This is a genomic window from Algoriphagus aurantiacus, from assembly GCF_035156405.1.
Taxonomy (GTDB): Bacteria; Bacteroidota; Bacteroidia; order Cytophagales; family Cyclobacteriaceae; genus Algoriphagus; species Algoriphagus aurantiacus.
In genome coordinates, this window is sequence record NZ_JAXRUT010000008.1 from 107,160 (window position 1) to 133,932 (window position 26,773).

The 26,773-nt window shown below is 41.3% G+C and carries 24 protein-coding genes; 20 read left to right on the plus strand and 4 right to left on the minus strand.

Annotated features, from left to right (window positions below; genetic code table 11):
- Positions 1–10 precede the first annotated feature (10 nt).
- The 15 genes from SYJ56_RS10205 (at position 11) to SYJ56_RS10275 (ending at position 16,797) form a co-directional block, all read left to right on the plus strand.
- Positions 11–2,278, plus strand: a complete 2,268-nt coding sequence (locus SYJ56_RS10205; RefSeq protein ID WP_323833971.1) for an ATP-dependent helicase — start codon at positions 11–13, stop codon at positions 2,276–2,278.
- 66 nt (positions 2,279–2,344) lie between these two features.
- Positions 2,345–3,013 (plus strand): DUF4290 domain-containing protein, encoded by a 669-nt coding sequence (locus tag SYJ56_RS10210; RefSeq protein WP_323833974.1) that lies wholly within the window; start codon positions 2,345–2,347, stop codon positions 3,011–3,013.
- The gene (gene murA, locus SYJ56_RS10215) at positions 3,013–4,320 is read left to right on the plus strand and encodes a UDP-N-acetylglucosamine 1-carboxyvinyltransferase (RefSeq protein ID WP_323833976.1); all 1,308 of its coding nucleotides are present in this window, start codon (positions 3,013–3,015) and stop codon (positions 4,318–4,320) included. The genes SYJ56_RS10210 and murA overlap by 1 nt, the downstream gene beginning before the upstream one ends.
- Positions 4,321–4,612: 292 nt before the next feature.
- Positions 4,613–6,331 (plus strand): IlvD/Edd family dehydratase, encoded by a 1,719-nt coding sequence (locus tag SYJ56_RS10220; RefSeq protein WP_323833977.1) that lies wholly within the window; start codon positions 4,613–4,615, stop codon positions 6,329–6,331.
- A 96-nt stretch (positions 6,332–6,427) separates the two neighbouring features.
- A complete protein-coding gene (locus SYJ56_RS10225) occupies positions 6,428–7,189 on the plus strand; it encodes an SDR family NAD(P)-dependent oxidoreductase (protein WP_323833979.1) in 762 nt (253 codons plus the stop codon).
- Positions 7,182–7,856 carry a hypothetical protein gene (locus SYJ56_RS10230; RefSeq protein ID WP_323833981.1) on the plus strand — a complete coding sequence of 225 codons (675 nt, stop codon included), beginning with the start codon at positions 7,182–7,184 and terminating at the stop codon, positions 7,854–7,856. Before SYJ56_RS10225 ends, SYJ56_RS10230 begins: the two co-directional genes overlap by 8 nt.
- On the plus strand, positions 7,846–8,637 hold the full coding sequence (locus SYJ56_RS10235; protein ID WP_323833983.1) for an SDR family NAD(P)-dependent oxidoreductase: 792 nt from the start codon (positions 7,846–7,848) through the stop codon (positions 8,635–8,637). The genes SYJ56_RS10230 and SYJ56_RS10235 overlap by 11 nt, the downstream gene beginning before the upstream one ends.
- Before the next feature lie 30 nt (positions 8,638–8,667).
- The gene (locus SYJ56_RS10240) at positions 8,668–9,315 is read left to right on the plus strand and encodes a hypothetical protein (protein WP_323833985.1); all 648 of its coding nucleotides are present in this window, start codon (positions 8,668–8,670) and stop codon (positions 9,313–9,315) included.
- Positions 9,316–9,425: 110 nt separating this feature from the next.
- Positions 9,426–10,307, plus strand: a complete 882-nt coding sequence (locus tag SYJ56_RS10245; protein ID WP_323833987.1) for a Nif3-like dinuclear metal center hexameric protein — start codon at positions 9,426–9,428, stop codon at positions 10,305–10,307.
- Positions 10,308–10,642: 335 nt separating this feature from the next.
- Entirely contained in the window at positions 10,643–11,203 is a 561-nt protein-coding gene (locus SYJ56_RS10250) for a helix-turn-helix domain-containing protein (protein ID WP_323834071.1), read from the plus strand.
- A 466-nt stretch (positions 11,204–11,669) separates the two neighbouring features.
- The gene (locus SYJ56_RS10255; RefSeq protein ID WP_323833989.1) at positions 11,670–12,014 is read left to right on the plus strand and encodes a cupin domain-containing protein; all 345 of its coding nucleotides are present in this window, start codon (positions 11,670–11,672) and stop codon (positions 12,012–12,014) included.
- Positions 12,015–12,706: 692 nt separating this feature from the next.
- Positions 12,707–12,892, plus strand: coding sequence for a hypothetical protein (locus SYJ56_RS10260; RefSeq protein WP_323833991.1), 186 nt, complete (start codon positions 12,707–12,709; stop codon positions 12,890–12,892).
- Positions 12,893–12,964: 72 nt separating this feature from the next.
- The gene (locus SYJ56_RS10265; protein ID WP_323833993.1) at positions 12,965–14,044 is read left to right on the plus strand and encodes a fatty acid desaturase family protein; all 1,080 of its coding nucleotides are present in this window, start codon (positions 12,965–12,967) and stop codon (positions 14,042–14,044) included.
- Between the two features lie 190 nt (positions 14,045–14,234).
- Complete coding sequence (locus SYJ56_RS10270; protein ID WP_323833995.1) at positions 14,235–15,752, plus strand: sulfatase family protein; 1,518 nt, start codon at positions 14,235–14,237, stop codon at positions 15,750–15,752.
- Between the two features lie 286 nt (positions 15,753–16,038).
- On the plus strand, positions 16,039–16,797 hold the full coding sequence (locus SYJ56_RS10275; protein ID WP_323833997.1) for an SDR family NAD(P)-dependent oxidoreductase: 759 nt from the start codon (positions 16,039–16,041) through the stop codon (positions 16,795–16,797).
- A 34-nt stretch (positions 16,798–16,831) separates the two neighbouring features.
- Here SYJ56_RS10275 and SYJ56_RS10280 read toward each other — a convergent pair whose 3' ends face one another.
- Positions 16,832–18,463, minus strand: a complete 1,632-nt coding sequence (locus SYJ56_RS10280) for a sulfatase family protein (protein ID WP_323833998.1) — start codon at positions 18,461–18,463, stop codon at positions 16,832–16,834.
- Between the two features lie 179 nt (positions 18,464–18,642).
- Between SYJ56_RS10280 and SYJ56_RS10285 the strand changes: the two genes are divergently transcribed.
- The 5 genes from SYJ56_RS10285 (at position 18,643) to SYJ56_RS10305 (ending at position 22,579) form a co-directional block, all read left to right on the plus strand.
- Complete coding sequence (locus tag SYJ56_RS10285; RefSeq protein WP_323833999.1) at positions 18,643–20,157, plus strand: Gfo/Idh/MocA family protein; 1,515 nt, start codon at positions 18,643–18,645, stop codon at positions 20,155–20,157.
- A gap of 93 nt (positions 20,158–20,250) precedes the next feature.
- On the plus strand, positions 20,251–21,198 hold the full coding sequence (locus tag SYJ56_RS10290; protein ID WP_323834001.1) for a TIM barrel protein: 948 nt from the start codon (positions 20,251–20,253) through the stop codon (positions 21,196–21,198).
- Positions 21,199–21,353: 155 nt separating this feature from the next.
- Positions 21,354–21,728 (plus strand): VOC family protein, encoded by a 375-nt coding sequence (locus tag SYJ56_RS10295; protein ID WP_323834003.1) that lies wholly within the window; start codon positions 21,354–21,356, stop codon positions 21,726–21,728.
- Between the two features lie 179 nt (positions 21,729–21,907).
- On the plus strand, positions 21,908–22,294 hold the full coding sequence (locus SYJ56_RS10300) for a VOC family protein (protein ID WP_323834005.1): 387 nt from the start codon (positions 21,908–21,910) through the stop codon (positions 22,292–22,294).
- A gap of 54 nt (positions 22,295–22,348) precedes the next feature.
- Entirely contained in the window at positions 22,349–22,579 is a 231-nt protein-coding gene (locus SYJ56_RS10305) for a VF530 family protein (protein WP_323834007.1), read from the plus strand.
- 200 nt (positions 22,580–22,779) lie between these two features.
- Here SYJ56_RS10305 and dnaN read toward each other — a convergent pair whose 3' ends face one another.
- From dnaN to gldF, 3 genes are all read right to left on the minus strand, one after another.
- The gene (gene dnaN, locus SYJ56_RS10310; protein ID WP_323834009.1) at positions 22,780–23,904 is read right to left on the minus strand and encodes a DNA polymerase III subunit beta; all 1,125 of its coding nucleotides are present in this window, start codon (positions 23,902–23,904) and stop codon (positions 22,780–22,782) included.
- A gap of 120 nt (positions 23,905–24,024) precedes the next feature.
- Positions 24,025–25,713, minus strand: coding sequence for a gliding motility-associated ABC transporter substrate-binding protein GldG (gene gldG, locus SYJ56_RS10315; protein WP_323834011.1), 1,689 nt, complete (start codon positions 25,711–25,713; stop codon positions 24,025–24,027).
- On the minus strand, positions 25,710–26,429 hold the full coding sequence (gene gldF / locus SYJ56_RS10320) for a gliding motility-associated ABC transporter permease subunit GldF (protein ID WP_323834012.1): 720 nt from the start codon (positions 26,427–26,429) through the stop codon (positions 25,710–25,712). Before gldF ends, gldG begins: the two co-directional genes overlap by 4 nt.
- Positions 26,430–26,773: the final 344 nt, after the last annotated feature.

The following is a 26,773-nucleotide window of genomic DNA, read 5'->3' on the forward strand; positions in this document are numbered from 1 at the left end:
AAAAATAAAAATGGATTACCTCGATAGTTTAAACCCAGAACAGCGACTGGCTGTAGAACATACGGATGGACCGGTGATGATCATCGCTGGAGCCGGATCTGGCAAAACCCGTGTACTCACCTACCGAATCGCACATCTAATTTATGGTAAAGGCGTAGATGCATTTAATATTTTATCGCTGACTTTTACCAATAAAGCGGCCGCTGAAATGCGCCATAGGATAGAAACGTTGGCAGGTTTGGAAGCCAGAAATACTTGGATGGGAACGTTTCACTCCGTGTTTGCAAAAATACTACGTGTGGAAGCCCCGAAAATTGGATACCCTTCCAATTTCACCATTTATGATTCGGATGATTCCAAATCGCTTATCCGCACGATTGTCAAAGAAATGCGTCTGGATGATAAAGTATATAAAGCCAACGCCGTTCTTTCTAGGATTTCTGGGGCTAAAAACAGATTAATTTCTTGGAAAGTTTATCAAGATGACCCTTTCGTGAAAGCTGATGATGAAGCTGCCATGAAACCCAAAATCGGCGAAATCTATCAGCGCTATCAAGACAGGCTTTTCAAAGCCGGGGCGATGGATTTTGATGACTTACTTTTCAACACCAATATTCTCTTCCGTGATCACCTCGATGTGCTGAATAAATACCAACAGCGCTTCCGATATGTGATGGTGGATGAGTTTCAGGACACAAACCTTTCCCAATATCTCATTACCAAGAAGTTGGCAGCCGTTCACCAAAATATTTGCGTGGTAGGTGACGATGCACAAAGTATTTATGCATTCCGCGGGGCGGATATCCAAAACATTCTGAATTTTGAGAAGGATTACCCGGATTTGTTTGTAGTCAAACTCGAGCAAAACTACCGCTCCACCAAGACTATCGTAGATGCAGCCAATTCAATCATTGATAAAAATAAAGCGCAGCTCAAGAAAAACGTCTGGACTGCTAATGGAGATGGAGATCTGATCGAACTGGTCAAAGCAAGTACTGATAGCGAAGAAGGCAGAATCGTCGCCTCCACAATTTTCGAAGAGAGAAACACCAAAAAACTCAACAACAGCGATTTCGCTATTCTCTATAGAACCAACTCTCAATCCAGAGCACTAGAAGAAGCGCTTCGCAAATTGAATTTGACGTATAAGATCGTCGGCGGGCTTTCTTTCTACCAAAGAAAAGAAATTAAGGATCTGATGGCTTACATGCGCTTCACAGTAAATCCTGTAGATGAAGAAGCATTTAAGCGAATCGTGAATTATCCTAAGCGTGGGATAGGTGATACTTCGGTGGATAAGATTCTGGTAGCAGCATTTGATCATGACATGCAGCTCTGGGAGGTGGTGCAAAATGCGCACAGCTTCATTGGAGGAAGAGCCGCAAGCCAATTGGACGACTTTGCCACGATGATCAAAGCCTTTAAGATCGAAGTAGAACGAAAAGATGCATTCGAAGCAGCCAGTAGCATTGCGAAGCAAAGTGGACTGTTACGAGAACTGTATGAAGACAAAACCATAGAAGGGCTGAACCGCTATGAAAACGTTCAGGAATTGCTCAACGCGATCAAAGAATATGTGGATAACGAGGAGAACGAGGACAAAAGCTTAGGGGCCTTCCTTCAGGAAATCGCGTTATTGACAGACAATGATCGTGACAAAGACATGACCGATGCTATCACGCTGATGACGATTCACTCATCAAAAGGTCTGGAGTTTAAGCAGGTCTTTGTGGTGGGGTTGGAGGAGGATTTATTCCCCTCACAAATGATGATGCAGAGCAGGGAAGATCTGGAAGAGGAAAGAAGGTTATTCTATGTAGCTACTACCAGAGCAATGGAAAAGCTATATTTCACCTATGCGCTTACCCGATATCGTTTTGGAAGATTGCTGAATTGTGAGCCGAGCAGATTCTTGGAAGAAGTATCTCCCGACTGTATCAAAGTGAATAAAAGAGTATCTTCGAAGGAAATGTCGGGGGCTTTCCGTAAGGAAGGATTACCGGGAACATCCGAATCTTCTGGATATATTGGCATCAAGAAGAAACCTGAAACTCGTATGCCAACTGCAATGAAGCTGCACACGCCAAGCCCTGATTTCAAACCTTCAAATACGAATAATCTACAAGCAGAGCAATTGGTAGAGCATCCAAAGTTCGGCTTTGGAAAAGTTCAAAAGATTGAGACAGAAGGAATTAACCGAAAAGCAACGATTCAATTCGAGCATTTTGGAGAGAAAACATTATTACTTAGCTTTGCGAAGCTCAGAATTATAGACTAATCACCTGCTCCCCTGCCTTTTGGTAATTTTTTTCATTACCTTAATTAGGCAAAATAGGGATGCATTATGGAGCAATTTGAACCAGACAAACAAAAACTCATTTTGAAAGAATACGGCAAAAATATTCAACGTCTCGTTGATCATATCACGGCGATTGAAGATCGTGACAAGCGTACCCAAAGCGCCTATACGGCAATTGAAATCATCAAGCAACTGAATCCTACCATGAAGCAGGAAAACGACCAAAAGCTTTGGGATGACTTGTATATCATGTCTGATTTCAAACTGGATGTGGACGCACCTTTTCCTATGCCTGAAAAGGAATTGTTAGGCAAAAAACCGCTTCCAATTGGCTATCCTAAAGGTGAAGTGAGATTTAAACACTATGGTAGAAACATCGAAAAACTAATCGAAGGAGCTATCCTATTGGAAGATGACGAAGAGCAGGAGGCAGCCATTATTTTTATAGGCCAGCTGATGAGAAGCTTTCATTCTACATGGAACAGGGAAAATTTTGATGACGCCATAATCTTGGACGACATCAAGACGTTATCCAAAGGCAAACTGCATATCGACTTAGAAAAGGTAAAAGAAAATGGCCTGTTTGAATCTAACACACACCGTGATTTCAAGCCACCTCGCCAAGAAGAGCGCACAAATACCAAAAACAAGCGATCAAATCACAGTAATAAACGTCGCCCAAATACGGGACACAATAAAAAACGTAGAAATTAATGGGTTCATTTCGGGTCAATGGTGGAATTAAACTCAAGGGCGAGATTATTCCTCAGGGAGCAAAAAACGAAGCACTTCAAATCCTTTGCGCTGTTCTCCTAACACCGGAGAAAGTTACCATAGAAAAAATCCCAAACATCGTAGATGTCAATAAGCTCATCGAGTTGTTGAGCGACATGGGTGTAAAAGTCACCAAAGAAGGTCCTGAGACTTACTCTTTCCAAGCTGATGAAGTCAATCTTGACTTTATGGAAACGGAGGAATTTTTGAAAAAAGCATCAGGACTTAGAGGCTCAGTCATGGTTCTTGGACCGTTGCTGGCAAGATTCGGTACCGGTAAACTTTCTAAGCCAGGAGGAGATAAAATTGGCCGTAGAAGAATGGACACTCACTTTACAGGCTTCCAGAAACTCGGCGCAAAATTTAATTACGACTCAAAAAATGAGATTTTCCATATCGATGGGAAAAATCTTAAAGGCTGTTACATGCTACTTGATGAAGCTTCGGTGACGGGAACAGCTAATATTGTAATGGCTGCGGCGATGGCCGAAGGCACGACTACAATTTACAACGCTGCATGTGAGCCATACCTTCAGCAGCTTTGTGACATGCTTAATCGCATGGGAGCGAAAATCTCTGGAGTAGGTTCGAATCTTCTTACCATAGAAGGAGTAAAGAAATTGGGAGGAACTACCCACAAAATGCTCCCAGACATGATTGAAATAGGATCTTTCATAGGTCTAGCTGCCATGACTCAATCGGAGATTACGATTAAAGACTGTCAAATTCCACGGCTTGGGAATATTCCGGATACGTTCAGAAGAATGGGAATCAAATTGGAATTCAGAGGTGATGACATCTTCGTTCCAGCACAAAAGCATTATGAGATTGAAACTTTTATCGATGGATCGATTCTGACAGTAGCAGATGCAATCTGGCCAGGGTTCACACCAGATTTGCTAAGCATCATTTTGGTAACAGCAACACAGGCAAAAGGAACAGTACTGGTTCATCAGAAGATGTTCGAGTCCCGATTATTCTTTGTGGATAAACTGATCGACATGGGTGCCCAGATCATCCTTTGTGATCCACATAGAGCTACCGTAATCGGTATGGATAGAAAAACCGAACTGCGGGGAATCAGAATGACCTCCCCGGATATCCGTGCCGGAGTGGCATTGCTTATCGCAGCACTTTCAGCCAATGGCACTTCTATTATCGATAATATTGAGCAGATCGATCGTGGCTATCAAAACATTGACGATCGACTACGGGCACTTGGTGCAGATATCGAGAGAATTTCATAGCATTAAATTAACTACCGTATTACAGAGGGGCTTGGAAACATAGCCCCTCTTTTTTTGCATCACTAAATGTAAAAACTTCGCTTTCCACTGATCAAAAACCCAATCAGCAAGATTAACTTAGCTGAGTCTGATAGTCTATAGCGCTAGGGAACACGTAATCAAACAGATAGGCATCGTTTCCAACTAATGGCTTTTTGAAGAAAGTAAAATATTTACTTCATCAATATTCTTTCATTTCTTTCCTTTTCGAAATTTTTGGTAAATTCTGGCTCGATAAGCCAAAACAACCTATATGTCAAAGAAAAAATTACGAAGTCAAGATTGGTACGGACGCACTGGAAAAGACGGATTTATATATCGCTCCTGGATGAAAAACCAGGGATTTCCCCATCACCTATTTGAAGGAGACAAACCTGTAATCGGGATCTGTAACACCTGGTCAGAGCTCACCCCTTGCAACGCACATTTCAGAGATCTCGCAGAAGCACTAAAGCGTGGAATTTGGGAAGCTGGTGGCTTTCCGTTGGAATTCCCCGTGATGTCTTTGGGAGAATGTTCCATAAAACCCACTGCGATGCTTTTCCGCAACCTCGCCAGCATGGATGTAGAAGAGAGTATCCGTGCCAATCCAATGGACGGAGTAGTCTTGATGTGCGGCTGTGACAAAACCACTCCTTCCCTTGTTATGGGGGCGGCGTCAGTAGACCTTCCCTCCATAGTTCTCTCTGGAGGACCAATGTTGGTAGGGCGCTTTAAAGGGAAGAAGATCGGAACTTCTGATGTTTGGAGATTTGCCGAAGATTTCAAACTCGGTAAAATATCGCAAGAAGAATTTATTGAGGCAGAAGCAGCAATGTCCCGCTCTGTGGGTCACTGCGCACCAATGGGCACCGCATCTACGATGGCAGGCATGGTCGAGTCCCTAGGCCTATCCCTGCCAGACAATGCTACTATCCCAGCTGCTGATTCCAGAAGGAAAGTATTGGCTCACATGACGGGAATGCGAATCGTAGAGATGGTGAATGAGGATCTGAAAATGAGCAAAATCCTGACCCGCAAAGCATTTGAAAACTCTATCATGGTCAATGCAGCGCTAGGCGGATCTACAAACTTCATCCTTCACCTTACCGCTATTGCCAAAAGAATTGGAGTCGATATTGATTTGACTGATTTCGATAAATTCTCTTCCATGATTCCCCTAATCGCCAACGTGCAGCCATCTGGAGAGCATTGGGTGGAAGATTTATTTTATGCTGGAGGACTTCCAGCGGTAATGAAAGAAATAGAAAAACACCTACATCGGGATTCTATTACAGCAAATGGTAAAACAATAGGTGAAAACATAGAAAAAGCTGAATGCTACGATAGAAACCTAATTGGCACGTTCGAAAAACCTATCAAACCAGATTCGGGAATTGCAGTTCTGAAAGGCAATCTGTGTCCAAATGGAGCAGTGATCAAGCCATCAGCAGCGACACCAAGTTTACTAACGCATACTGGACGCGCGGTAGTATTTGAAAACATTGATGATTACAAGGCACGAATTGATTCTCCGGAGCTGGATATAGATGAAACCTGTGTGATGGTAATGAAGAATGTGGGGCCAAAAGGCTATCCAGGGATGCCAGAAGTAGGTAATATGGGGTTACCGGAAAAACTCCTCAAGAAAGGCGTAAAAGATATGGTAAGGATTTCTGACGGCAGAATGAGTGGAACGGGATACGGTACGGTAATTCTACACGTTTCGCCTGAATCAGCAATTGGTGGACCATTGGCATTTGTGCAGAATGGTGATGGCATCGAACTCAATGTCCCAGCCAGAACATTAAATTTGATGATTTCAGAGGAGGAATTTGAAAAAAGAAGAGCCGGATTTAAACCTTTAAACCTACCGTATGAACGTGGATATGTTAACCTTTTTCTTGATAAAGTAAACCAAGCACACGAAGGTGTAGATTTCGATTTCCTTCAGGGAGGTTCAGGTTCAGAAGTAAAACGAGATTCACATTAAACAGATGAAATCGAGCATGACACAGACGTCACACACTGGGATGATTATTATATACGCGAGATTCCATATGGCCAATAAAAGACAACTTATAATCAGATGAAACCCCAAAAGACGGCCATTATCACTGGAGCAGGACAGGGCATTGGATTGGCAATCGCTGAGAAACTCGCGGCGCAAAGTGTAAATCTAATCCTAAATGATCTTGAAGAGGGTTTGATCACGGAAGCATGTAAGCGGATCAGTCATATTCACGGTATATCCGCACTTGCTATTCCGGGTGATTCCAGTGCTGAAAAAGTCATAGAAGACTTGATCAAAACTGCGCTAAGCAATTTTGGTTCAGTTGATATTGTGGTCGCAAATTCAGGCATAACGCTTTTTGGAGCTTTTTTGGACTATTCCAGAGAAGACTTCATGGAAGTAACACGAGTAAACCAAGCAGGTACATTCTTTCTGGCACAGGCTGCCGCCAAAGTGATGAAAGACCAGCCCAGTGGAGGAGCTTTGCTTTTCACCTCATCAGTCACAGCGCACCAGAGTCATGAAAATCTAGCTGCCTACGCTATGAGTAAAGCTGCACTGGAAATGCTCGCAAAGAATTTGGTACTAGAGCTCGCTCCTTTCAAAATCCGAGTCAATACTATAGCCCCTGGCGCCACGGTAACAAACAGAACAACGCTGGATCCAACTTATGAAAACACCTGGTCGAAAATTACTCCACTGGGTCGACCAGCTGCTGTACAAGACATCGCCAACGCTGCTGCATTTTTGGTCTCTGATGAAGCAAGACATATTACTGGACAAACGCTAATAATTGACGGAGGCTGGACCAGTGTCAGCCCTTCACCATATGCCTGAAAATCATCAAATCACCCTGAAGAGCCTTAAACTTTACAAACAGGCACCAGCACCATGGGAATTGGAAGGGGAAGGGATTATCTTGATTTACAAATTCTCAAAAACTTGGGTGGAAACTTACGGGAATTTACCAGAACATTTAATGGGAAAGTTTCAAGGAGGTCTGGGCTACATCATGCTAGTAAATTACCACACATCACCCGTCGGGCCCTACAAGGAGCTACTTTTAATCCCCGGAAAATTCTCACAGTATCACAAGCAGGCGATCACCAAAATATATGTAAGTTCGGAAGTAAGCACACAAAACGGCCATACTAATTGGGGAATCCCCAAAGAGACCTTACCGATTTTCTGGGAGAAAACTGCTGGAAAAGAATTCATCCAAATAAAAAATGATGAGAAAATAGCTTTCTCATGTGAGATAAAGTCTGGGGGAATTCCTTTTCCTATATCCACCAGTTTGTTGCCTATCCACTTACATCAAGTGTGGGATGGAGTTGATTTTTTCACCAAACCTTCAGGTTCAGGATGGGGAAAAATTGCTAGCCTAAAAAATTTGCAAATCGACCCTGCTTATTTCCCTGACATTAGTCCTCAAAAGCCACTCTTTGCCGTCAAAATAGATCCTTTTCATATCAAATTCCCTAAGGCAACCTATGCTTTATAAGGCGTTTACCGAGAAGAATATTATCATCACTGGAGCCTCTTCGGGTATTGGAGAAGAGTTGGTAAGACAACTGATTCCATCTAACCCACAAATCTTGGCGGTAGATTTTAATTTGGTAGGTTTAGAACAACTGCAAAGTGAATTCCCAAACCTTCACATTTTACAGGCAGACTTGAGTTTAAAATCTGGCAATGAACAGATTTTAGCTTGGGTTTCAGCACACTGGAATAGCGTTGATTTCTGTTTTGCTAATGCAGGGAAAGCAGAATTTGGACCAGCAGAAGATCCGAATTGGAAAGGAATGGATCTGCTTTTTCAATTGAATGTCTATAGCCCAATTCAGATCGGTATGGAAATCCGTGAGCGTTTCCCAGGAGCGAATTTCCGACTGATCATTACCGCCTCAGCAATGTCATTTTGGACAATTCCCGGCTACAGCTTATACGCAGCCACCAAATCAGCTTTACTTCAATGGGCAAGGACGGTTTGGTTGGAGAAAAATGAAAATTGGCTAACCTTGGTTTTTCCCATAGCTACTAAAACGAAGTTTTTTGAAATAGCCGGTAGGAATATACCTAAAGTATTTCCAATCCAATCTCCAAGTTGGGTCGCAACAACCATACTGAGAGGCACTGCCAAAGGAAATAAGAAAATCTTCCCTTCTGCCTTATTTCTTACTATGTTAGTGTTGAATCGGTTTTTAAGATTCATCAGATGGCTTTATCAACTGTTTGAATACCAGAAGTATAAAAAGTGGCTAAAAAAACAATCTGAATTCTAAGTCTGTTAACTTTATAAAAAAAGCAAAGCCATGAAAAATATTGCATTCATTCTGCTAGTTGTCTGTGCATTACAGGCATGCCAGCCCAAAGAAACCATGCCTGACACCTTGCCTATGAAAGTAGCGATGGCTTATGGGTTCGATAAGTTTGACGAAGTCAATTCAATCGCATATACATGGAATGTGCAACGTGACTCTGTGAATGTGATGACCAGAGATTGGAAATGGAATATAAAAGACCGCACGGTTTATTATGCCACCTCGGATACCAGCTACACATACAGCTTGGACATGCCAGCAGATTCTCTGCCAGATGCCGACAAGGGATTTATCAACGATAAGTACTGGATGATGTTCCCCTTTCAACTCGCCTGGGACAGTGGCTACGAGTACGAGACAGAAGAAAATGTACCTACTCCAATTGCCGGAACCAATTCAACGAAACTCACAATCGTTTATAATGGAGCTGATGGTTACACGCCTGGCGATGCGTATGATCTATATTTGGACGAAAATAACATGATTCTGGAATGGGTATTCCGCCGAGGCAATGGCCCTGATGGCAGACCTACTACTTGGGAGGATGTAGAACAATTTGGACCAATTAAGCTAGCGACTACCCATGCCAATCAAGCCGGTGAGAAGTTTATCTGGTTTTCGAATATTTCTGTGAATTAATGATTTGAAGCGCTAATAACTAGCCGTTTGCTTTGATGCAAACGGTTTTTTTTTGTTGCTTTTCCTTAAATTGAAAAACAACAACTAGCCCAAACAAACCTAAATCCAAAATGAAATCAAATAGAAGAAATTTCCTCAAAAACTCCAGTCTCATTATCAGTGCGGGACTGATTACTAATCCAATGGCTGCTTTTTCCACCTCTGTAAAAAATTATACAGTCAGAGAAGTCATGGATATATTTATCGCTCAGGTTCCTAATGCGCCTTTCCCGCAAACTGTAGATACACTGAAGACAGGCTCCAAAGATCAACAGGTTACCGGTATTGTCACTACCATGTTTGCTACTATCACGGTAATCCGAAAAGCCATCGAGCTGAAGGCAAATTTCATCATAGTGCATGAACCCACTTTTTACAATCATTTGGATGAAATCGCCTGGCTTGGCAATGATCCGGTTTACCAATTCAAACGAAAACTTCTCGATGAAAATGGTATTGCTGTTTGGCGAAACCACGATTATGTGCACAGTCTCGAAATCGACGGGGTACAGGCAGGCGTGGTAAATGAACTGGGTTGGGATGAATATTACGAGCAAAATGCAGTCTTGAATCTCCCACAGACAACGCTCGGTGATTTGATCTCTCATGTGAAGTCCAGAATGAATGTCCCAGAACTTCGTTATGTTGGTGATCTTTCACAAAAGGCAAGTAAAATTCTACTCATGCCTGGAGCAGCAGGCGGTAGGCGACAAATGGAAATGATTATGAAGGAAAAACCCGATGTTTTGATCTGTGGTGAAAGTCCGGAATGGGAAACTCCCGAATACGTTCGAAATGCAAATGAAATGGGTGAAAAGCTCGGCTTGATCGTGATCGGTCACTCGGCAAGTGAAGAGGGCGGATCAGCATTTATGGCAGAGTGGATCAAAAAGAATATCCCTGGAATACCTGTGACTCACTTTGCCTCCAACAACTCTCTATTGATGGGGTAATAGAATTGGGAATAGGCAGAAAAAAGTATCAGATTAAGACTTGGAATGTCTATTTCTTAGCTGCCATGCAATTAGGAAAAACAAACCAGGCATATAATCTTTCAATGGAACTAGAAAGTATCAAAGAGTATTATAGCATCGATGAGATATCAAAAGGTTGATAATCCTACTATCAAAATTGAATTTAAAACCCAGTGAAACGCACTCACATTTTTTTATTCAAAATTGTTTGGCATCCTTATGATTACATAACGACAGGATGCAGGAATAGGCGTGTTGGCTTATCTTAGACTCTATTCCTGGCATTTTTCAGTAATTTAACCAGAACCAATATGATGAAACTCTATATAAAATATATGGTGAGTTTGCGATGCAAAATTCTGGTAATGGATGAGTTGAAAAAACTCGGCCTTCATTACGTTTTAGTGGATTTGGGCATGGTTGAAATCCTTGAGGAAATTACAGATGAACAAAGAGCGCAGCTTAAAAAAAGCCTGATGAAGTCGGGATTAGAACTTCTAGATGATAAGAGAAGTATCATTATTGAGAAGATCAAAAACCTCATTATTGAAATGATTCACTATTCCGATGAATTGCCGAAAGTGAATTATTCTGATTATATCAGCGAAAGCCTAGGATATGACTACACCTATTTGGCGAACATTTTTTCAGAAGTAAAGGGAATTACGATTCAACAATTTATCATCACTCACAAAATCGAACGGGTAAAAGAATTGCTGATTTATGATGAATTGAATTTGACTGAAATCGCTTACAATTTACATTACAGTAGCGTCGCTCATTTATCAAATCAGTTTAAAAAAATCACAGGCCTCACTCCAACTTATTACAAGCAATTGAAGGATAAGCGGAAGCAAAATCTAGAAGACGTTTAAGCTACTTGGCCTTTAATGATTTGCTTTTTTCCCATACCTAAACGTTTTCTTCCTTTTTTCCAGATTCCAATTGGACAATATTGCATCAAAGGCGGGTGTTAGGACGGTCTGGAAGAACACCATGTTAATCTAAACCAAGGAGCAGATACACCATCAGCTATCTTTTGAATTAGCTAACGGGTAGAAAAGTACGCCTGGCTTCCTATCAGGTTAAATGACAAACTGATTCCCACATAAAACATGTGATTTATGCAATACCCTCTTCCGGATATGTAACTGTTTCTGTAAAATCTTAATGAACTTTATAAAGCAAGAAACATCTGTATAAATCATGTCTAAAGAAAAGGAAGGTAAAGCCAAATCGGGTAAAACAGCACCTACTAAATCATTGAAAGAAAAGCGAGCAGCTAAAGAAGCAAAGCGCAGTGAAAAACGAAATGAAGATTAGGATCCGGGCCTAAACGAAGTGGAAAATAAAGAACAAGAAAAAGGAATAGTCTTCACAATAAATGAGATAATAGAATACGTCCCAAATTCTGTGTTGATAAAAACGATCCTCAAAAAAAACTCAGGAAATGTAACGGTATCTTCGTTTGATTCAGGTGAAGCATTGACGGTGAAAACATCGCCTTTCGACACGTTTGTTCAGGTAATTGAAGGGAGAGCTGAGGTCTTAATTGATGATGAATCAAAAAGTTTGACTACAGGACAATCGATAATAATTCCAGCACATTGTCGAAATATCATTAAAGCCAATGTCAGGTTTAAAATCATCTCCACTATTATTAAAAGCGGATATGAAAGATTCTAATTCTGATCCATTTAAAAACTACTAGTTCAATAAAATACGTTTCTAAGTGAGTTAAAATATGCTGCATTTAAAATAGTTGTGAGTACAAAAATCATGTGTAGTTTAGGGGCTGATATGGAATTCGTATCTATACATTTTTTACGCAAAATTTCTTATAATGCGCTGATAATATCAATCGGCTAAGTGAGAAGCTACACACAAATATTAACCCCACTTGCTGATGAAATGAGTAAAGTAACATTATTTTTTAAGCCTTATAATATCACCCCAATCATTAGCAGATACTCCACTCAAAGAGTAAAACATTCGTGAAATATCTTTCGCATAAGTACTTATTCCAATTCGTAAGTGAGATAAATGTAACATATAGAGCATGATGTGTAACAGGTCTTAATGTAAAAATTTCAACCTTGTTGATGTTATTCACCCAATAGAGCCCACCATGGATAAAGAATTTGTCCAAAACAAACACAACTCAGGTGATGTTGTAAATGCGATAGTCAATCCCTCATTAGATTTGGTTATTAAGGCGATTTTATAATGGGGTCTATTATTGCAAAATAAAGGATCATCCAGAAAAAAAAGAGTTGGTCTATTTTGAAAGAGAAATAGTAGCAAATCTTCCGTTGGAGGAAAAAAATCAAAAAGCCCAAGAATAAAACATCCTGATAAAAAGGGAGATCAATATAATAATGGAAATAACAAGAAGCTGGCGAGAGCAAAAAGTGATGCTAAAACTACGATTTCCTATTCTAAAGGATGCGGATTTCCAATTTAATCAAGGACAAAGGGAAAGTATGCTCGACAGGCTTTCTCAAAAACTTAAAAAAACCAAGGAAGAGCTTCAAACACTCTTTGCCGAATTGCAGACCTATTGAGTCGTAAACAGAAGCCGGCCCAGACAAGTATTGAAGATTGGTAGGAAAAGAAATAGTATAGACAAAATATAAATGAAAACTTTAACATTCGACAAAACAGGAAATGCTGAATTCTCTAAAATCTTGCGAATGAGAGTGAATGATTATTTCAAAAAAAACAACAAGAACATTTATGGTAATGGCAACATGGTCTTCAAGACCGTTTTTATGCTTTCTATATTTTTTTTGCCACTCATTACTATTAGCACTGGGTTAATTGCCAGTCCATTTTTACTTTTTGCACTATACATCACCAGCGGACTAGGAATGGCAGGAGTGGGTATGGGAGTAATGCATGATGCAATCCATGGATCTTATTCTAAACACAAATCTGTGAATAAGTATGTGGGTTACACTATGAATCTAATTGGTGCCAATGCTAGCGTTTGGAGGATTCAGCACAATGTCCTTCACCATACTTACACTAATATCGATCATGCTGACGACGATATAAATGCTCCATTTTTCTTGAGATTTTCCCCACACGCTAAGAGATATTGGATCCATCGTTTTCAATATTTGTATATCTGGTTATTTTATGGGCTTTCTACTATATCATGGATTACCATGAAGGATTTTGTAAGAATCAACCGTTATAAGGAAATGGGATTCTTCAAGAGAGGAAGTGAATTCAAAAAGGAAATTTTAAAAATTATAGGCTGGAAAATGCTCTATTATTCTTACGCACTTGTGTTGCCCTTGATTATGGTACCACTCCCAGCTTGGATAATTATTTTAGCCTTTTTGAGTATGCATTTTGTTACTGGGATTTGCATTAGTGCTGTTTTCCAGACGGCACATATTGTTTCAGACACCTCCTTTCCACAGCCCGATGATACTGGTCAAATCCATGGTGATTGGACGGTACATCAATTGGCCACTACCAGTAATTATGCACCTAAAAGCAGGTTCTTTTCCTGGTTGATCGGTGGTCTGAATTTTCAGATCGAGCACCATTTATTCCCTAATATTTCACACATCCACTATCATAATCTTTCTAGTATAGTTTCTGAAACAGCTGAAGAGTATAATATCCCCTACTTAGTAAAAGATACATTTTTGGGTGCGCTAGGTGATCATATAAAAATGCTCAGGCAGTTAGGAAGAGCATAGCGGATAATTAGGCAGAAAAATATACTACCCCGTTTTCAGGGTTACACTATCGATCATTGCCGTCGAAATATTCTGTCCCTATTAAGTTCTGGTTTAGAAAACTCATAGAAGAAAAGTGTCCTATAGGTGCAGCTTGAAATTTGCATCACTTGGAGAAGAGACTTAACTTATTTCTCTAAACCCTGTAGCCATGCATCTTTTTTCGATTATAGTTTTGTTGATCACACTTTTTTCAACACCCCAAACCCCCGAAATAAAAAGAGCCTCCCAGCCCAACATTCTCTTTTTGATAGCCGATGACTGGTCATTCCCTCATGCGGGAGTGTATGGAGACCAGGTAGTACGTACCCCAACCTTTGACAGGTTGGCCGCAGAGGGGGCATTATTTACCAATGCTTATACAGCTTCGCCTTCTTGCTCTCCCTCCCGTGCTGCAATTCTTTTGGGTAGATATCCTCACCAAAATCAAGATGGTGGTAATCTTTGGTCAGAATTCCCAGAACAATACCCGACTTACGTAAGCCTATTAGAAAAAGATGGATACTTCACAGGATCAACTCGAAAAGGTTGGGGCCCCGGAGAATACGAAGTAAGTGGCTTGGCACATAATCCTGCAGGAAAAACTTACGAAGACTTTCAGTCATTCCTCGTTCAAAAACCAAAAGATCAAGCCTTTACATTTTGGTTCGGAAGTACAGACCCACATCGGGAATATGTAACAAACTCTGGAATCCAAACTGGAATGGCTTTAGAAGATGTTCGGGTACCTGGCTTTTTTCCTGATGTGGACTGTGTAAGGAATGACATGTTGGATTACTATTTCGAAGTGGAGCGATTTGATCGAGAGTGTGGGCAACTTATCAAGATGCTGGAGGAAGCGGGGGAATTGGATAATACAATTATCGTGATGACGAGTGATAATGGCATGCCTTTTCCCCGAGCAAAAGCGAATCTATACGATTATGGTACACGCATGCCTCTTGTGATTAGATGGCCAGAAAAAGTAAAAGCTGGAACCGTCATCAATGAGTTTGTGAATTTTGTGGACTTTGCCCCAAGCTTTGTTGAAGCTGCTGGTTTAAGTCCCCAGACAATGAGTGGCCAATCACTATGGCCGCTGCTGGCAGGAGAAAAGCAAGATCGGGCTCAAGTATATTTGGAAAGAGAACGACACGCAAATGTGAGAAAAGGCAATCTCTCCTATCCAATGCGCGCAGTCAGAGATCATGAATATCTATACATCAGGAATATGATGCCCGAGAGGAATCCTGCCGGAGATCCGAAAGTACATCAATCCGTGGGGCAATATGGAGACGTGGACAATTCCATCACCAAATATCTAATAATGGAAATGGAAGGAAAATCTATTTCTGGGAGTCCTGATTATTTCAAATTGGCCTTTGGTAAAAGACCTGAAGAAGAACTCTACAATGTAATCGCAGATCCATACCAGCTAACTAATTTGGCAGATGACAGAAACTATGAAACTGTCAAAGTCAAAATGAGAAAAAAGCTACAAGCCTGGATGGAAGAAACAGGTGACCTAAGAGCGAGTGATCCCCGTTCTTTGTATTGGGATGAAGTCCGCTATACTCCCAATTATCAGATGAAAGATTTTGACTTTCATCAGGGAATAAAAGATTACCGGATTAAACCCCCATTTGGAAAATATACAAAGGGAGGAATCCCTTGTTTGCCTGTAAATTGAAAGTCCCACGATTGTGTTTTTTTATTGTTTTTTCAAGATTCAGATCTTCGAGATTTGTAATCTCGAAGATCCATCAATGGGTTTGCAATCCTTTATCCCAAAACGGATGAAAAATAATTAACTAAGTACTCAAAAGTACATCTTTGAAAAAGAAGATTTAGCGTGACCTAAACTGGCATAAGGTTTAACGAGAAATAGAAGTAAATTAAATCCGCAACGCGAAACTAAAGCGCATGTCACCCAACCAATTCAGGATAAAAAAACATTTTCTACTAGACCCCAAAAAATGAGATTGCAAGGAAAGACAGCCATCATAACCGGAGCTACAAGTGGCATGGGAAAAGCCATGTCAGAGCGTTTTGTCAGCGAAGGAGCATCCGTGATTTTAAGTGGTCGTGATGAACTTAGAGGCAAAGAGTTAGAGAAAAAGCTGATTCAGCATGGCGGAAAGGCAGTTTTTGTTGCTGGGGACATTTCTACTATAGCTGTAAATGAAACGCTCGTTCACGAAGCGATTCATAATTTCGGAAAACTGGATATTGTCGTAACCAATGCCGGAAGGTTAGGTTTAGGATCTGTGACGGATATTTCCTTTGAAGAATGGAATGAAACCATAAGCGCCAATCTGAACTCCGTGTTTTACCTGAGTCGGTTTGCGATTCCTGAGATGCAGAAAAATGGTAAGGGGGTCATACTCGCAAATAGTTCGATTGCAGCGTTCAAGAGTTTCCCCAATCATGCAGCCTATTGTGCCAGCAAGGCAGCTCTGGTTGCGTTGGTAAAAGAGATGGCGTTGGATTATGGTCCAACAATCCGTGTGAATACAATTTGTCCCGGTCCTGTCGACACTCCTTTAATTTGGGATTCAGCAAAAGCTTTTGGTGCGCCTGATACCATCGTACAGCAAACAGCCAATAATACGTTGATGAAGCGTCTTGGCCAGCCAGAAGATATTGCTTCACTGGCTTTGTTTCTGGTTTCTGATGAAGCTTCCTGGATTACAGGATCAGCTTACACGATTGATGGGGGAATTTTAGTTAAATAGGAACTTTGAGCAACCCTATAAGCGAATAGACTTTTCACTTCACCACTATCGCCTCAGTCGAGGGTTCATAGCCAATTCGATGTGCCAATAGATACAAAGAATCTCCCGGATTCATTTTAAACGGAACCTGATACACCGACCAACCCTCTGCAGCATTCTTCTTGAAGCCTATTGAAGCCCCTTTTGTCGCAGTGGAAATCGAAACCATGCCCTCCTCAAAATGCACTTCTGCAGGGTCTGTAGTCGGCGCTTGATCTACTCCATTCCACCACTGATGCACCATTTCCATTTCAGGAAGTGCTCCCAAATCTCCAAACTCATCGACCCATTTTAAATGGGCGTCACGAAGCTCTATGAGTTTATCTGCAAAGTCAGGATTTCCTGCCAGATTAGTAAACTCATAGGGATCTGATTGTGTATCATATAATTCCTCCTCCGGCTTTGTCTCATCAAACCAGCGTTCTTGGTTTTCATCCAATTTCCCCTCTTTGTGTAATTCCAGCAAGTGAACCATCAGAGGATTACTTAATCGGTAACGTATATGCTGATAATTGGGCTTATCAGGCAAATAATTTTTAATGTATTTATATCGACCATCACTCACTGCTCGAACCCGATCTACCTCAGAATCCATTCGATCCCGTGCAGCATAGATGTATTGTCTTGGAGCTGACTTTTGATTTCCCATAAATGCCTGCCCCTGCATGTTATTTGGGATTTTCACACCTGCCAGTGAAAGTACAGTAGGACCAAAATCCACAAAACTCACCAACTGATCATCCACTGTTCCTGGTTCGATAAAAGGCGCCTTTATAAAAAGAGGTACTCGCAAGCCTCTATCATACAACTCCCGCTTATAATAAGGCATGCCATCCCCATGATCTGAATAATAGAAAATAATCGTGTTTTCATACAACCCATCATCTTTTAGCTGCTGCAAAAGATCCCCCACCTGTACATCAAAGCGCATCACATTTGTAACAAATCTTGCTAAGGTCCTTCGTGTAATGGAATCATCAGGATACACTGGTGGCACCGTCACATCTGTCGGATCAATCAGCAAATCTTCATTTTCCCGTCCCCATACTTGAGATTCATGTGTAGTAGTGAAATTGAAAATTGAGAAAAATGGCTGGTCTGGATCTTTACGGTTTCTCCAGTGCGCGCGGTTACTACTTTCATCCCACATCGTACCAGGCGCGACAAACTGGTAATCTTCCTTCACATTGTTACTGGTATAATAACCCGCCATGCGTAGGTATTCAGGAAACCCATGCATTCCTTCTGGTATTACAGCCGAATAGGATTTATGATCCGGAGGGTAATTATCCCCACCTGCAGCTGAAAAGGAAAGAGTGCGCATATGCATTGCACCAATCGATGTTTGATATGCACCTGTAATAAGTGCTGCACGACTTGGAGCACAAACCCCTGCTGTAGAAAAGGCATTTGTAAAAAGAACACCAGCCTTAGCCAACGAGTCCAAAACGGGGGTTTCTCCGCCAGTTCCTCCATATATTCCCAAATGCTCTGGTGACATATCCTCATTCACAATCCAAAGGATATTAGGTCGTTCAGGATATTCTATTTCCGCATCAGAATTTGACTTCTTTTGGCATGAAAAAAATAGAATCGAAAGAAGAGAAATAGCAAATAAGTACTTCATACTGAAATGGTTTTGAACATTTCAAGATATTCCATTTACTCTAGAAATTAAAATCTTCCCTATATCAACTCAGCTATTAGCCATAGAACATTTTACAATACCCCATCCAACGGCAGACTTCTTTGGAATAATGTCCAGCTTTGGTAACTTAAAAGCCCAATTTCATGAATCCATAAAAAATGGCTCCAATTAAGAATTTCAACCGAAGAGAATTCCTTGGCTCCGCAGCCACAGTAGCTGCATCTATTTCTATTGTCCCGTCAAATGTCATTGCCGGTCTTGGAAAAATTCCTCCTTCCGATCAAATCACCGTAGCAAATATTGGTTGCGGGACGCAAGGATTGCGAGAAATGGGAGAGCTCTTACAGAACCAAAAAGTTCGGGTAGTTGCCGTTTGCGATGCGAATAAATACTCGGAAGATTACATTGATTGGTCCCCTTATGGGATCCGGGATAATATTCGCAAGACACTGGGTGATGACAGCTGGAGGAGCGACGTAAAAGGAATTGCTGGTGGAAGAGATGTGGCCCAAGCCTATGTGGAGAAATACTATTCAAAAAATAACCCCTCTGGGAAATACAAAGGCTGCGCATCCTACGAAGATCTTAGGGAGCTTTTTGCAAAGGAAAAAGGAATCGACGCAGTCAAAGTAATGACACCTGACCATACGCATGCTTCCATTGCCATAGCCGCAATGGAACAAAAAATACATGTGGTGACTCACAAGCCTATTTCCAATAGACTTCTGGAAGGAAGAAAAGTAATAGAAAAGGCAAAATCATCCGAAGTAATCACGCACTTACTTGCTTGGTCTGATCGTCCAGAGTATCGTCAGATCAAATCTTGGATGGATGCAGGGTTAATTGGGGACCTCAAAGAAATTCACAATTGGTCCTATAGACCAGTTTGGCAGCAATGGACACAGCGACCTAAGGGCGAAGAAACTATTCCGAAAGGATTCAATTGGGATCTTTGGTTGGGACCCGTACCCGAAATGGATTACCACAAAAACTACACACATAATGTTTTTCGAGGCTGGTATGACTTCGGGGGAGGTTCTGTAGCAGATATGGGACATTACAGTCTCTTTCCGCTTTTTGAAACCCTGGGCATTACTAAATCTCCTTTAACCGCCAAAGCATACGGGACCACCACCCGGGAAGAAATCAATGGGGTCTATCAATGGGTTAACAATGATGTAGCTTTTCCTGCCAGCTGTATGATCAAATGGCAATTCCCTAAGCAAACTTCCCTACCTGCATTTGATCTAATCTGGTATGATGGAGGCATGAAGCCATTTGCCCCAGAGGAACTGGAAGTGGATGGTAAAGAAACGCCTGAGGAAGGCTTAATGATTGTGGGAACCAAAGGCAAAATATTAGGAGGATTCAGAGGAGAAAATCCTGTGCTACTTCCAGAAAGTAAAATGGCCAGTCGTCCTGCATCAGAGCGAATTGATTCTGACAGTGTAGAAAGGAATACATCGGCATGGGTGGAAGCAATCCAATCAGGAATGCAAACCCCAGGTAGCTTCATCCGTGCACAGACCATCACAGATACCATCAATCTTGGTGCTGTAGCTTTGAGAGCAAGAAAAAAGGTGGATTTTGACGCTTCAACTTTGGAGATTACCAATGATAAAGAAGCAAATAAATTCTTAACAAGAGAATATAGAAAAGGCTGGGAGATATAAGAACGCATTCAGTTTCCAGTTTTCCAATAAGAAGCGTGAATATCAAGTCTCCTGTCAACCATTAAATTCATTTAAACCATTCAAAAAATCAACATGACTAACAGAAGAAATTTTCTCAAATCAGCTGGGCTTGCTACTGCTGCAATTGGCCTAGGAATGCCACAAATGGCTTTTTCATCAGGTAAAGCCGATCCTCTTTTTAAGATATCCCTTGCGGAATGGTCTCTGAATAAGCAGCTTTTCGCTGAAAAAATGGACCACTTGGATTTCCCCATTCTCACCAAAAAAGCTGGAATCGAAGCAGTAGAATACGTCAATCAGTTTTTCAAAGACAAGGCACAAGACATGGCCTATCTTAAGGAAATGAAAACCCGGGCTGATGGAGAAGGAGTTAGATCTGTTTTGATTATGTGTGATGGGGAAGGTATGCTAGGTGCGGCGACGGCTGAAGAGCGAGCACAAACAGTAGAGAATCATAAAAAATGGGTAGAGGCAGCCAAATTTTTAGGCTGTCATTCCATCCGGGTAAATGCTTACTCATCAGTACCTTGGAGTGCTTCTGAGCAAGATTATAAAATGGCAAGTGATCTTGCCAGCGAAGGCTTGCATGAACTTTGTGAATTTGCAGATGATTTTGATATCAATGTCCTCATTGAGAATCACGGTGGGTTTTCAAGCAATGGAAAATGGCTTGCCGAAATGATTGCTAAAACTAATCATCGTCGGGCAGGAACGCTGCCAGATTTTGGTAATTTCAGAATCACTAGTGAAGATGGGAAAGACATTTCCTATGACTCCTACCTTGGAGTGGATGAATTGATGCCAAGAGCAAAAGGAGTGAGTCTAAAGCCTACGGTTTGGGATGACAAAGGCAATCAATTCCCCTTAGATTATTCTAAAATGATGAAACTTGTACTAGCACATGATTTTCATGAATATGTAGGCATAGAACATGGTGAAGAAGGTCGGGAGTGGGAAAGTATAGAAGATATAAAAATAGAGCTGGAGAAAGTAAGAAACCAGCTCCAAAACGAAGGTTAATATACTGCACGGACCGACTGATTCTTCGGGACCGCTTTTATTTACTCTTATGAAACCGAGCATATCGAAGGCTACACACAGCGAGATGATTATTCACCTTGCGAGATTCCTCCCGATAGCTATCGGGATGGCCTTTGAAAGTCAATTATAAACATATGAAAACTGATTTTATAAGCACTATTCCAGTTCTACCGTCTCAAAATATTGCCCGGGATTTGGACTGGTATTCCCGAAACTTTGGATTTATCAAGACCTTTGGTGATAATAGGTACGCGGGCATGCGTCTGGAAGGGATTGAGATACATTTACAATGGCATGCCGATACTACAGAAGACCCACTTTTGGGAGGATCGGTTGTAAGAAACATTGAACCGTATTTTGAATCCCTAGTGATAAAAGGAATTATTAAATGCGATAAACTTATCAGAAATACTGCTTGGGGGACTCATGAATTTGGGCTGTATGATCCGAATAACAACGCGATTTTCATTGTCGAAGACATCGCATCCTCAACAGAAAAAACTTCCTAAATACTTCAATTGGCTTCCAATTAAGAATGGATTTAGCCTATTTTGAATATGAAATCGAATAGGACTAACTCATCACACAGAGGGATGATTATTGGCCATGTGAGATTCTCCCGAATCGATCCCGATAACTATCGGGACGGGACAGGCTATGTGGCCATAAAAAATCAATTATTAAACAGATGAAACAAGAACTCGGGCAAATCGCAATTTTGGTTAGGGATTACGATGAGGCAATTGAATATTATACGCAAACCTTGGGATTTGAATTGGTAGAAGACACGCATCTCAGCGACACAAAACGCTGGGTACGAGTCTGTCCACCAGGTTCATCCTGCCAATTATTACTAGCAAAAGCTGCTGATGAACTCCAACGAAATCAAATTGGCTTTCAATCTGGAGGAAGAGTTTTTCTCTTTTTGTACACTGACGATTTCTACAGAGATTATCATAATTACACTGCTAAAGGCGTGGAATTCATCCGAGAACCCTCTGAGGAAGCATTTGGGACGGTTTCAGTTTTTAAGGATTTATATGGAAATCTCTGGGATTTTATAGAGAGGAAATAATTAACAAGTAATAAAGAATTCATAATTTTAAATTCACTCATTTTATATTCCATTTTGGAACCCCAACCCAACAATCCTCTTCACGGAATCAAACTCGCAGATATAGTTGAGCATCTAGTTGAATTTTACGGCTGGGAAGAACTAGGAGAGCGAATTACTATCCGTTGCTTCACACATGATCCTTCCGTGAATTCCAGCTTGAAATTTCTTCGAAAAACGCCTTGGGCCAGAGAGCGGGTAGAAGGATTGTATCTGAAGTCGCTTCGTGACGCGAAAAAGAATTAAGTTGATTTTTCTCGCAGCAGGTCGGCAGCGCGACGGGATAAAAAACTTCTCTTGTTCAATTCTCCTGACTTGGAGAATATAAACCATACGAACCAATTGTGTCCTCTGTGAAACCCTCCACGTACACTGCGGTTAAAAAAAGTCTTTCACAAAAAAACCCGAAGAAATCTCCGGGCTTTTCGTTTTATAGTTTGTGGTTATTATACGTAATTATTTAACATCACTGGCATCACCAGCATAAGGATGTCTTCGTTTTCGTCTTGTTCAGCAGGGAGAATCAAACCCGCACGGTTAGGTGCAGAGAACTTCAAGCTAACTTCTTTGCAAGAAAGGTTATTAAGCATTTCTACCAAGAATTTTGCGTTGAATCCGATCTCGATATCCTCACCGTCATGATCACAGGATAGTCTTTCATTCGCTTCGTTAGAGAAATCAAGATCCTCAGCAGAAATCATCAATTCACTACCTGTCAATTTCAATCTCACCTGATGCGTAGTTTTATTAGCATAGATCGCAATTCGACGTAGCGAACTCAATAATTCCTGACGGTCAATGTTCATACGATTTGGGTTTTCCGCAGGAATCACATTTTCGTAATCAGGGAAACGCTCGTCGATCAGACGACAAATCATCTTGATATTATTGAAGTTGAAATAAGCATTCGACTGATTGAATTCTACGGTAACCGGAAGGTTTTCAGAAGGCAATGTTGACTTAAGCAAGTTCAACGCCTTACGGGGAATAATCAATGTAGCAGCCTCCTGGGAAGCAATATCCACTCTTCTATATCTCACCAATCTATGTCCGTCTGTTGCCACGAAGGTCGTATTGGTTGGGCTTAGATTGATGTAAACACCCGTCATCGCAGGGCGAAGTTCGTCAGAACTAGTAGCAAAGATGGTATTAGAAACAGCAGAAGAAAGCACCTCAGTGGACATATCTACAGAAGTAGCGTTGCTTACGGTCGGGATTTTTGGGAAGTCAGTAGCATTCTCCCCAGCCAGTCTGTAGCGCCCATTATCAGAGCTGATTTCTACAGCATAGGTATCGTGGTCGATACTAAATGTAACCGGCTGCTCAGGAAGATTTTTCAATGTCTCAATCAAAATCTTTGCTGGCACCGCGATATTGCCATCTTCTTTGGCCTCCACGCCGATTTCTGTAATCATGGAAGTCTGCAAATCAGATGCAGTAATAGTCAATAGACTTTCTTTGATCTCAAAAAGAAAATTTTCTAAAATTGGCACTACGGGATTGGTTGTCACCACCCCGTTGATAGCCGAAAGCTGCTTTAGTAAGGCAGAAGAGGAAACAATAAATTTCATATCGTAGGGCTTATTTTATTTTTACTTTTGAATGGGGGTAAATTTATAAATAAATTCTAATTCGAACCGCCGTATAAATGATTCTCTGGAAAATTATTGAAATAGATGCTATTTTTTAGGCTAGTTTACTTTTCTGCTGTAGTTATTCTTTCGAATCCACCAGACTATCCATCCAAAAATAACCAATACAATTACCGGGGCCAGCACATTCAATCCTTGCCAAAATGTCTTTTCCTGTGCAATCTTCACCTTATTCAATGGGCGAATCTGGAATGTACGTGTACGTGAAGCAATTATCCCTTCAGGATCAGCAAGATACTGTGTTAAATTTTTCAGAAAAAGCTTATTCGCATAAGTAGTTTGACTAAATGGATCTTCTCCCAATGCCAACGGTGCACCGTTCTCTAGGCTAGTTTGAGATTGAAATACATCACCATCCCCGATCACGAGCACTTTCCCATTTCCTGTATCTTTAAAATCTGCTTTTGCAAAGTCCTCTGGCAGAAAACGGTTTTTATACATGGAAGTAAAATTGCCCTCCAGTAAATACGCTAGTGGAAGATTTTTTCTATTGAAAAGTGTCAAATCAGGTTCACTTTCCATATCGCTGAATGCAACACGCACCGGAGCTGGTAAAATCCGGGAAGACTCTGAACTGAAAATCAAAGGAGTCTTAATAACACCATCGGCCTTGACAGTATCTAAGCTACTTGCAAATCGAAATTGGACCACATCTAAGCCTTTGGTGATGGCATGGTCAGCCATTATTCCAGCATTGATATAAAAAGGCCAAGGCAGTCGCACCATTTGCTGTTGATCTCCAAAATTCCCTCCCATCACCGGGAAATATCCAAAGTTTAAATCCTGAATCAGATCCTTGTTCACGCGGATACCATAGCGAAATAGCAAGTTGTCCAAGCCCAGATCAACAGGCATAGCTAAGGTTCCCTCACCTCCTGCATTCTCAATTTCCACTGCTACACCATCTAGTAATATCACTAAATTTCCTCCTCCCATAACATACTGATCCAGCAGGTAAACCTCCCGCTCAGTATAACTTTCTTTTGGTCCCTGAATAAAAATCATCTTGAACCCAACCAAGTCTGCAGGAGAATTGGCCTGCTCAAGCGGTACTTTGAAAAGCTCAAATTCTCCGTCCAATGCTTCTACCATTCCAAAGCCTTCATCTGAACTCATTTCTCCGTGCCCCATGATCATCGCTATGGAAGAGGACTCAGGAGAAGTTAACTTTCGGATGGCGTTGCTGAGTTCAAATTCCAAATTCTCGATGGATTGATTTAGGATTTGATCCGAACTCATTCCACGCTCTCCTTTGAGAATCAATGCTCCAGTTTCGTATTCTTCATTGCTGACAAGGATACCCGGAAAAATCAGCTGCGTCTGCAACCCGGTAGTTTGCTTGACGGAAAGGTTCGTTGGATTGATGCCATATTGAGTCAGAGAAAGCACAAATTCTTCCCGCTGTTCGGCTTCTATACTCATTGGGTCAAAGTATGAAAAAGTGATTTTCTCAGGACTATATGCATTGAAAGTCCTTACTGTTTCTTCAATGGATTTTTGCAATCTTCTCATACCACCTTGCAGATTTTCTCCTACCAAAAGAATCTCCACACGCAGGGGCTCGGTGATTTCAGAAAGCACATCCTCAGTGGCAGGATGAAGAGAATAGCGCTTTTCCTCTGTAAGGTCAATCCGGAAATTGAGGAATTGAGCCAACAATACAAATACAAGAATTCCCCCAAAAAGGAATAACCAAGGCTTTGCGATATGTAAGGCCGTGTTTTTCATTTATTTCTCAAAACCAAAATCGACCCACCCAAAAACAACCAAATCATGCCGAATAAAAAGAACAAATCTGCTGAATCAATAACTCCCCTGCTCAGGTTGATATAATGAAAACTAAGGCTAAGATCTTCTGCCCAATAGGAAAGATTGCCGAGCTGCATGTCTGCCAAAGCGGAGAACCCGAAATAAAGAACAAAGCATAAAAACACGCCCAATACGAAAGCTACAACCTGCTGGGAAGTCAGCGAACTTGCAAATAAGCCCACCGCCGCGAAAACCGCTCCGATCATAATCAATCCAATCCAAGAGCCAAAAAAGCCTGCTTGATCTAGGTTGCCTATTGGGTCACCAAGTTGAATAATGCTATAGAAGTAAAGAAGGGTAGGTAATAGCGCCACAAGTACCATACAAAGCAACGCACAATATTTTGCCAGAATAATCTTCACTAGAGAAAGTGGAGAGGTTCTTAATAGCTCCCAGGTTCCGGTTTTCCGCTCATCAGCAATTGCTCGCATGGAGAGCGCAGGGATTAGAAACGTAAATACATAAGGAGTATAAGTAAACAGTGCTTCCAGATCGGCAAAACCATATTCGAGTACACTGCTTTCTGGAAATACCCAAACAATCAAACCTAGCGATACCAGAAACAATGCTAAAACCAGATAACCTAAAAGGCTTCCGAAAAAGGCATTGATTTCTTTAAGAAAAAGGCTTTTCATATGATTATAATTTGATTTTTAAAGGTCATATGGAATTGCATGTATTATAATCATCCCAGTGTGAGACGCTTGAGTCATGCTCGATTTCTCTGTTCTTTTGCCTTGACGCAAAAGAACCAAAAAGTCAAGACGCCAGCAAAGCTTCACCCCGCAGGCCAGCCGCCTGGCTCGCTGCTGCGTCACCCCAGCGCGCCCTAACAACAAGCAAATCTGCTGATGCGGTATATGTCTGGATATAATCATCCCCCTGTGTGTCGTCCGCTCATCATGAGTATTTCATCTGTTTTATATAATTATATTTTTACCATCCCGCTAGCTATTGGAAAGAATCTCGCATGGTAAAT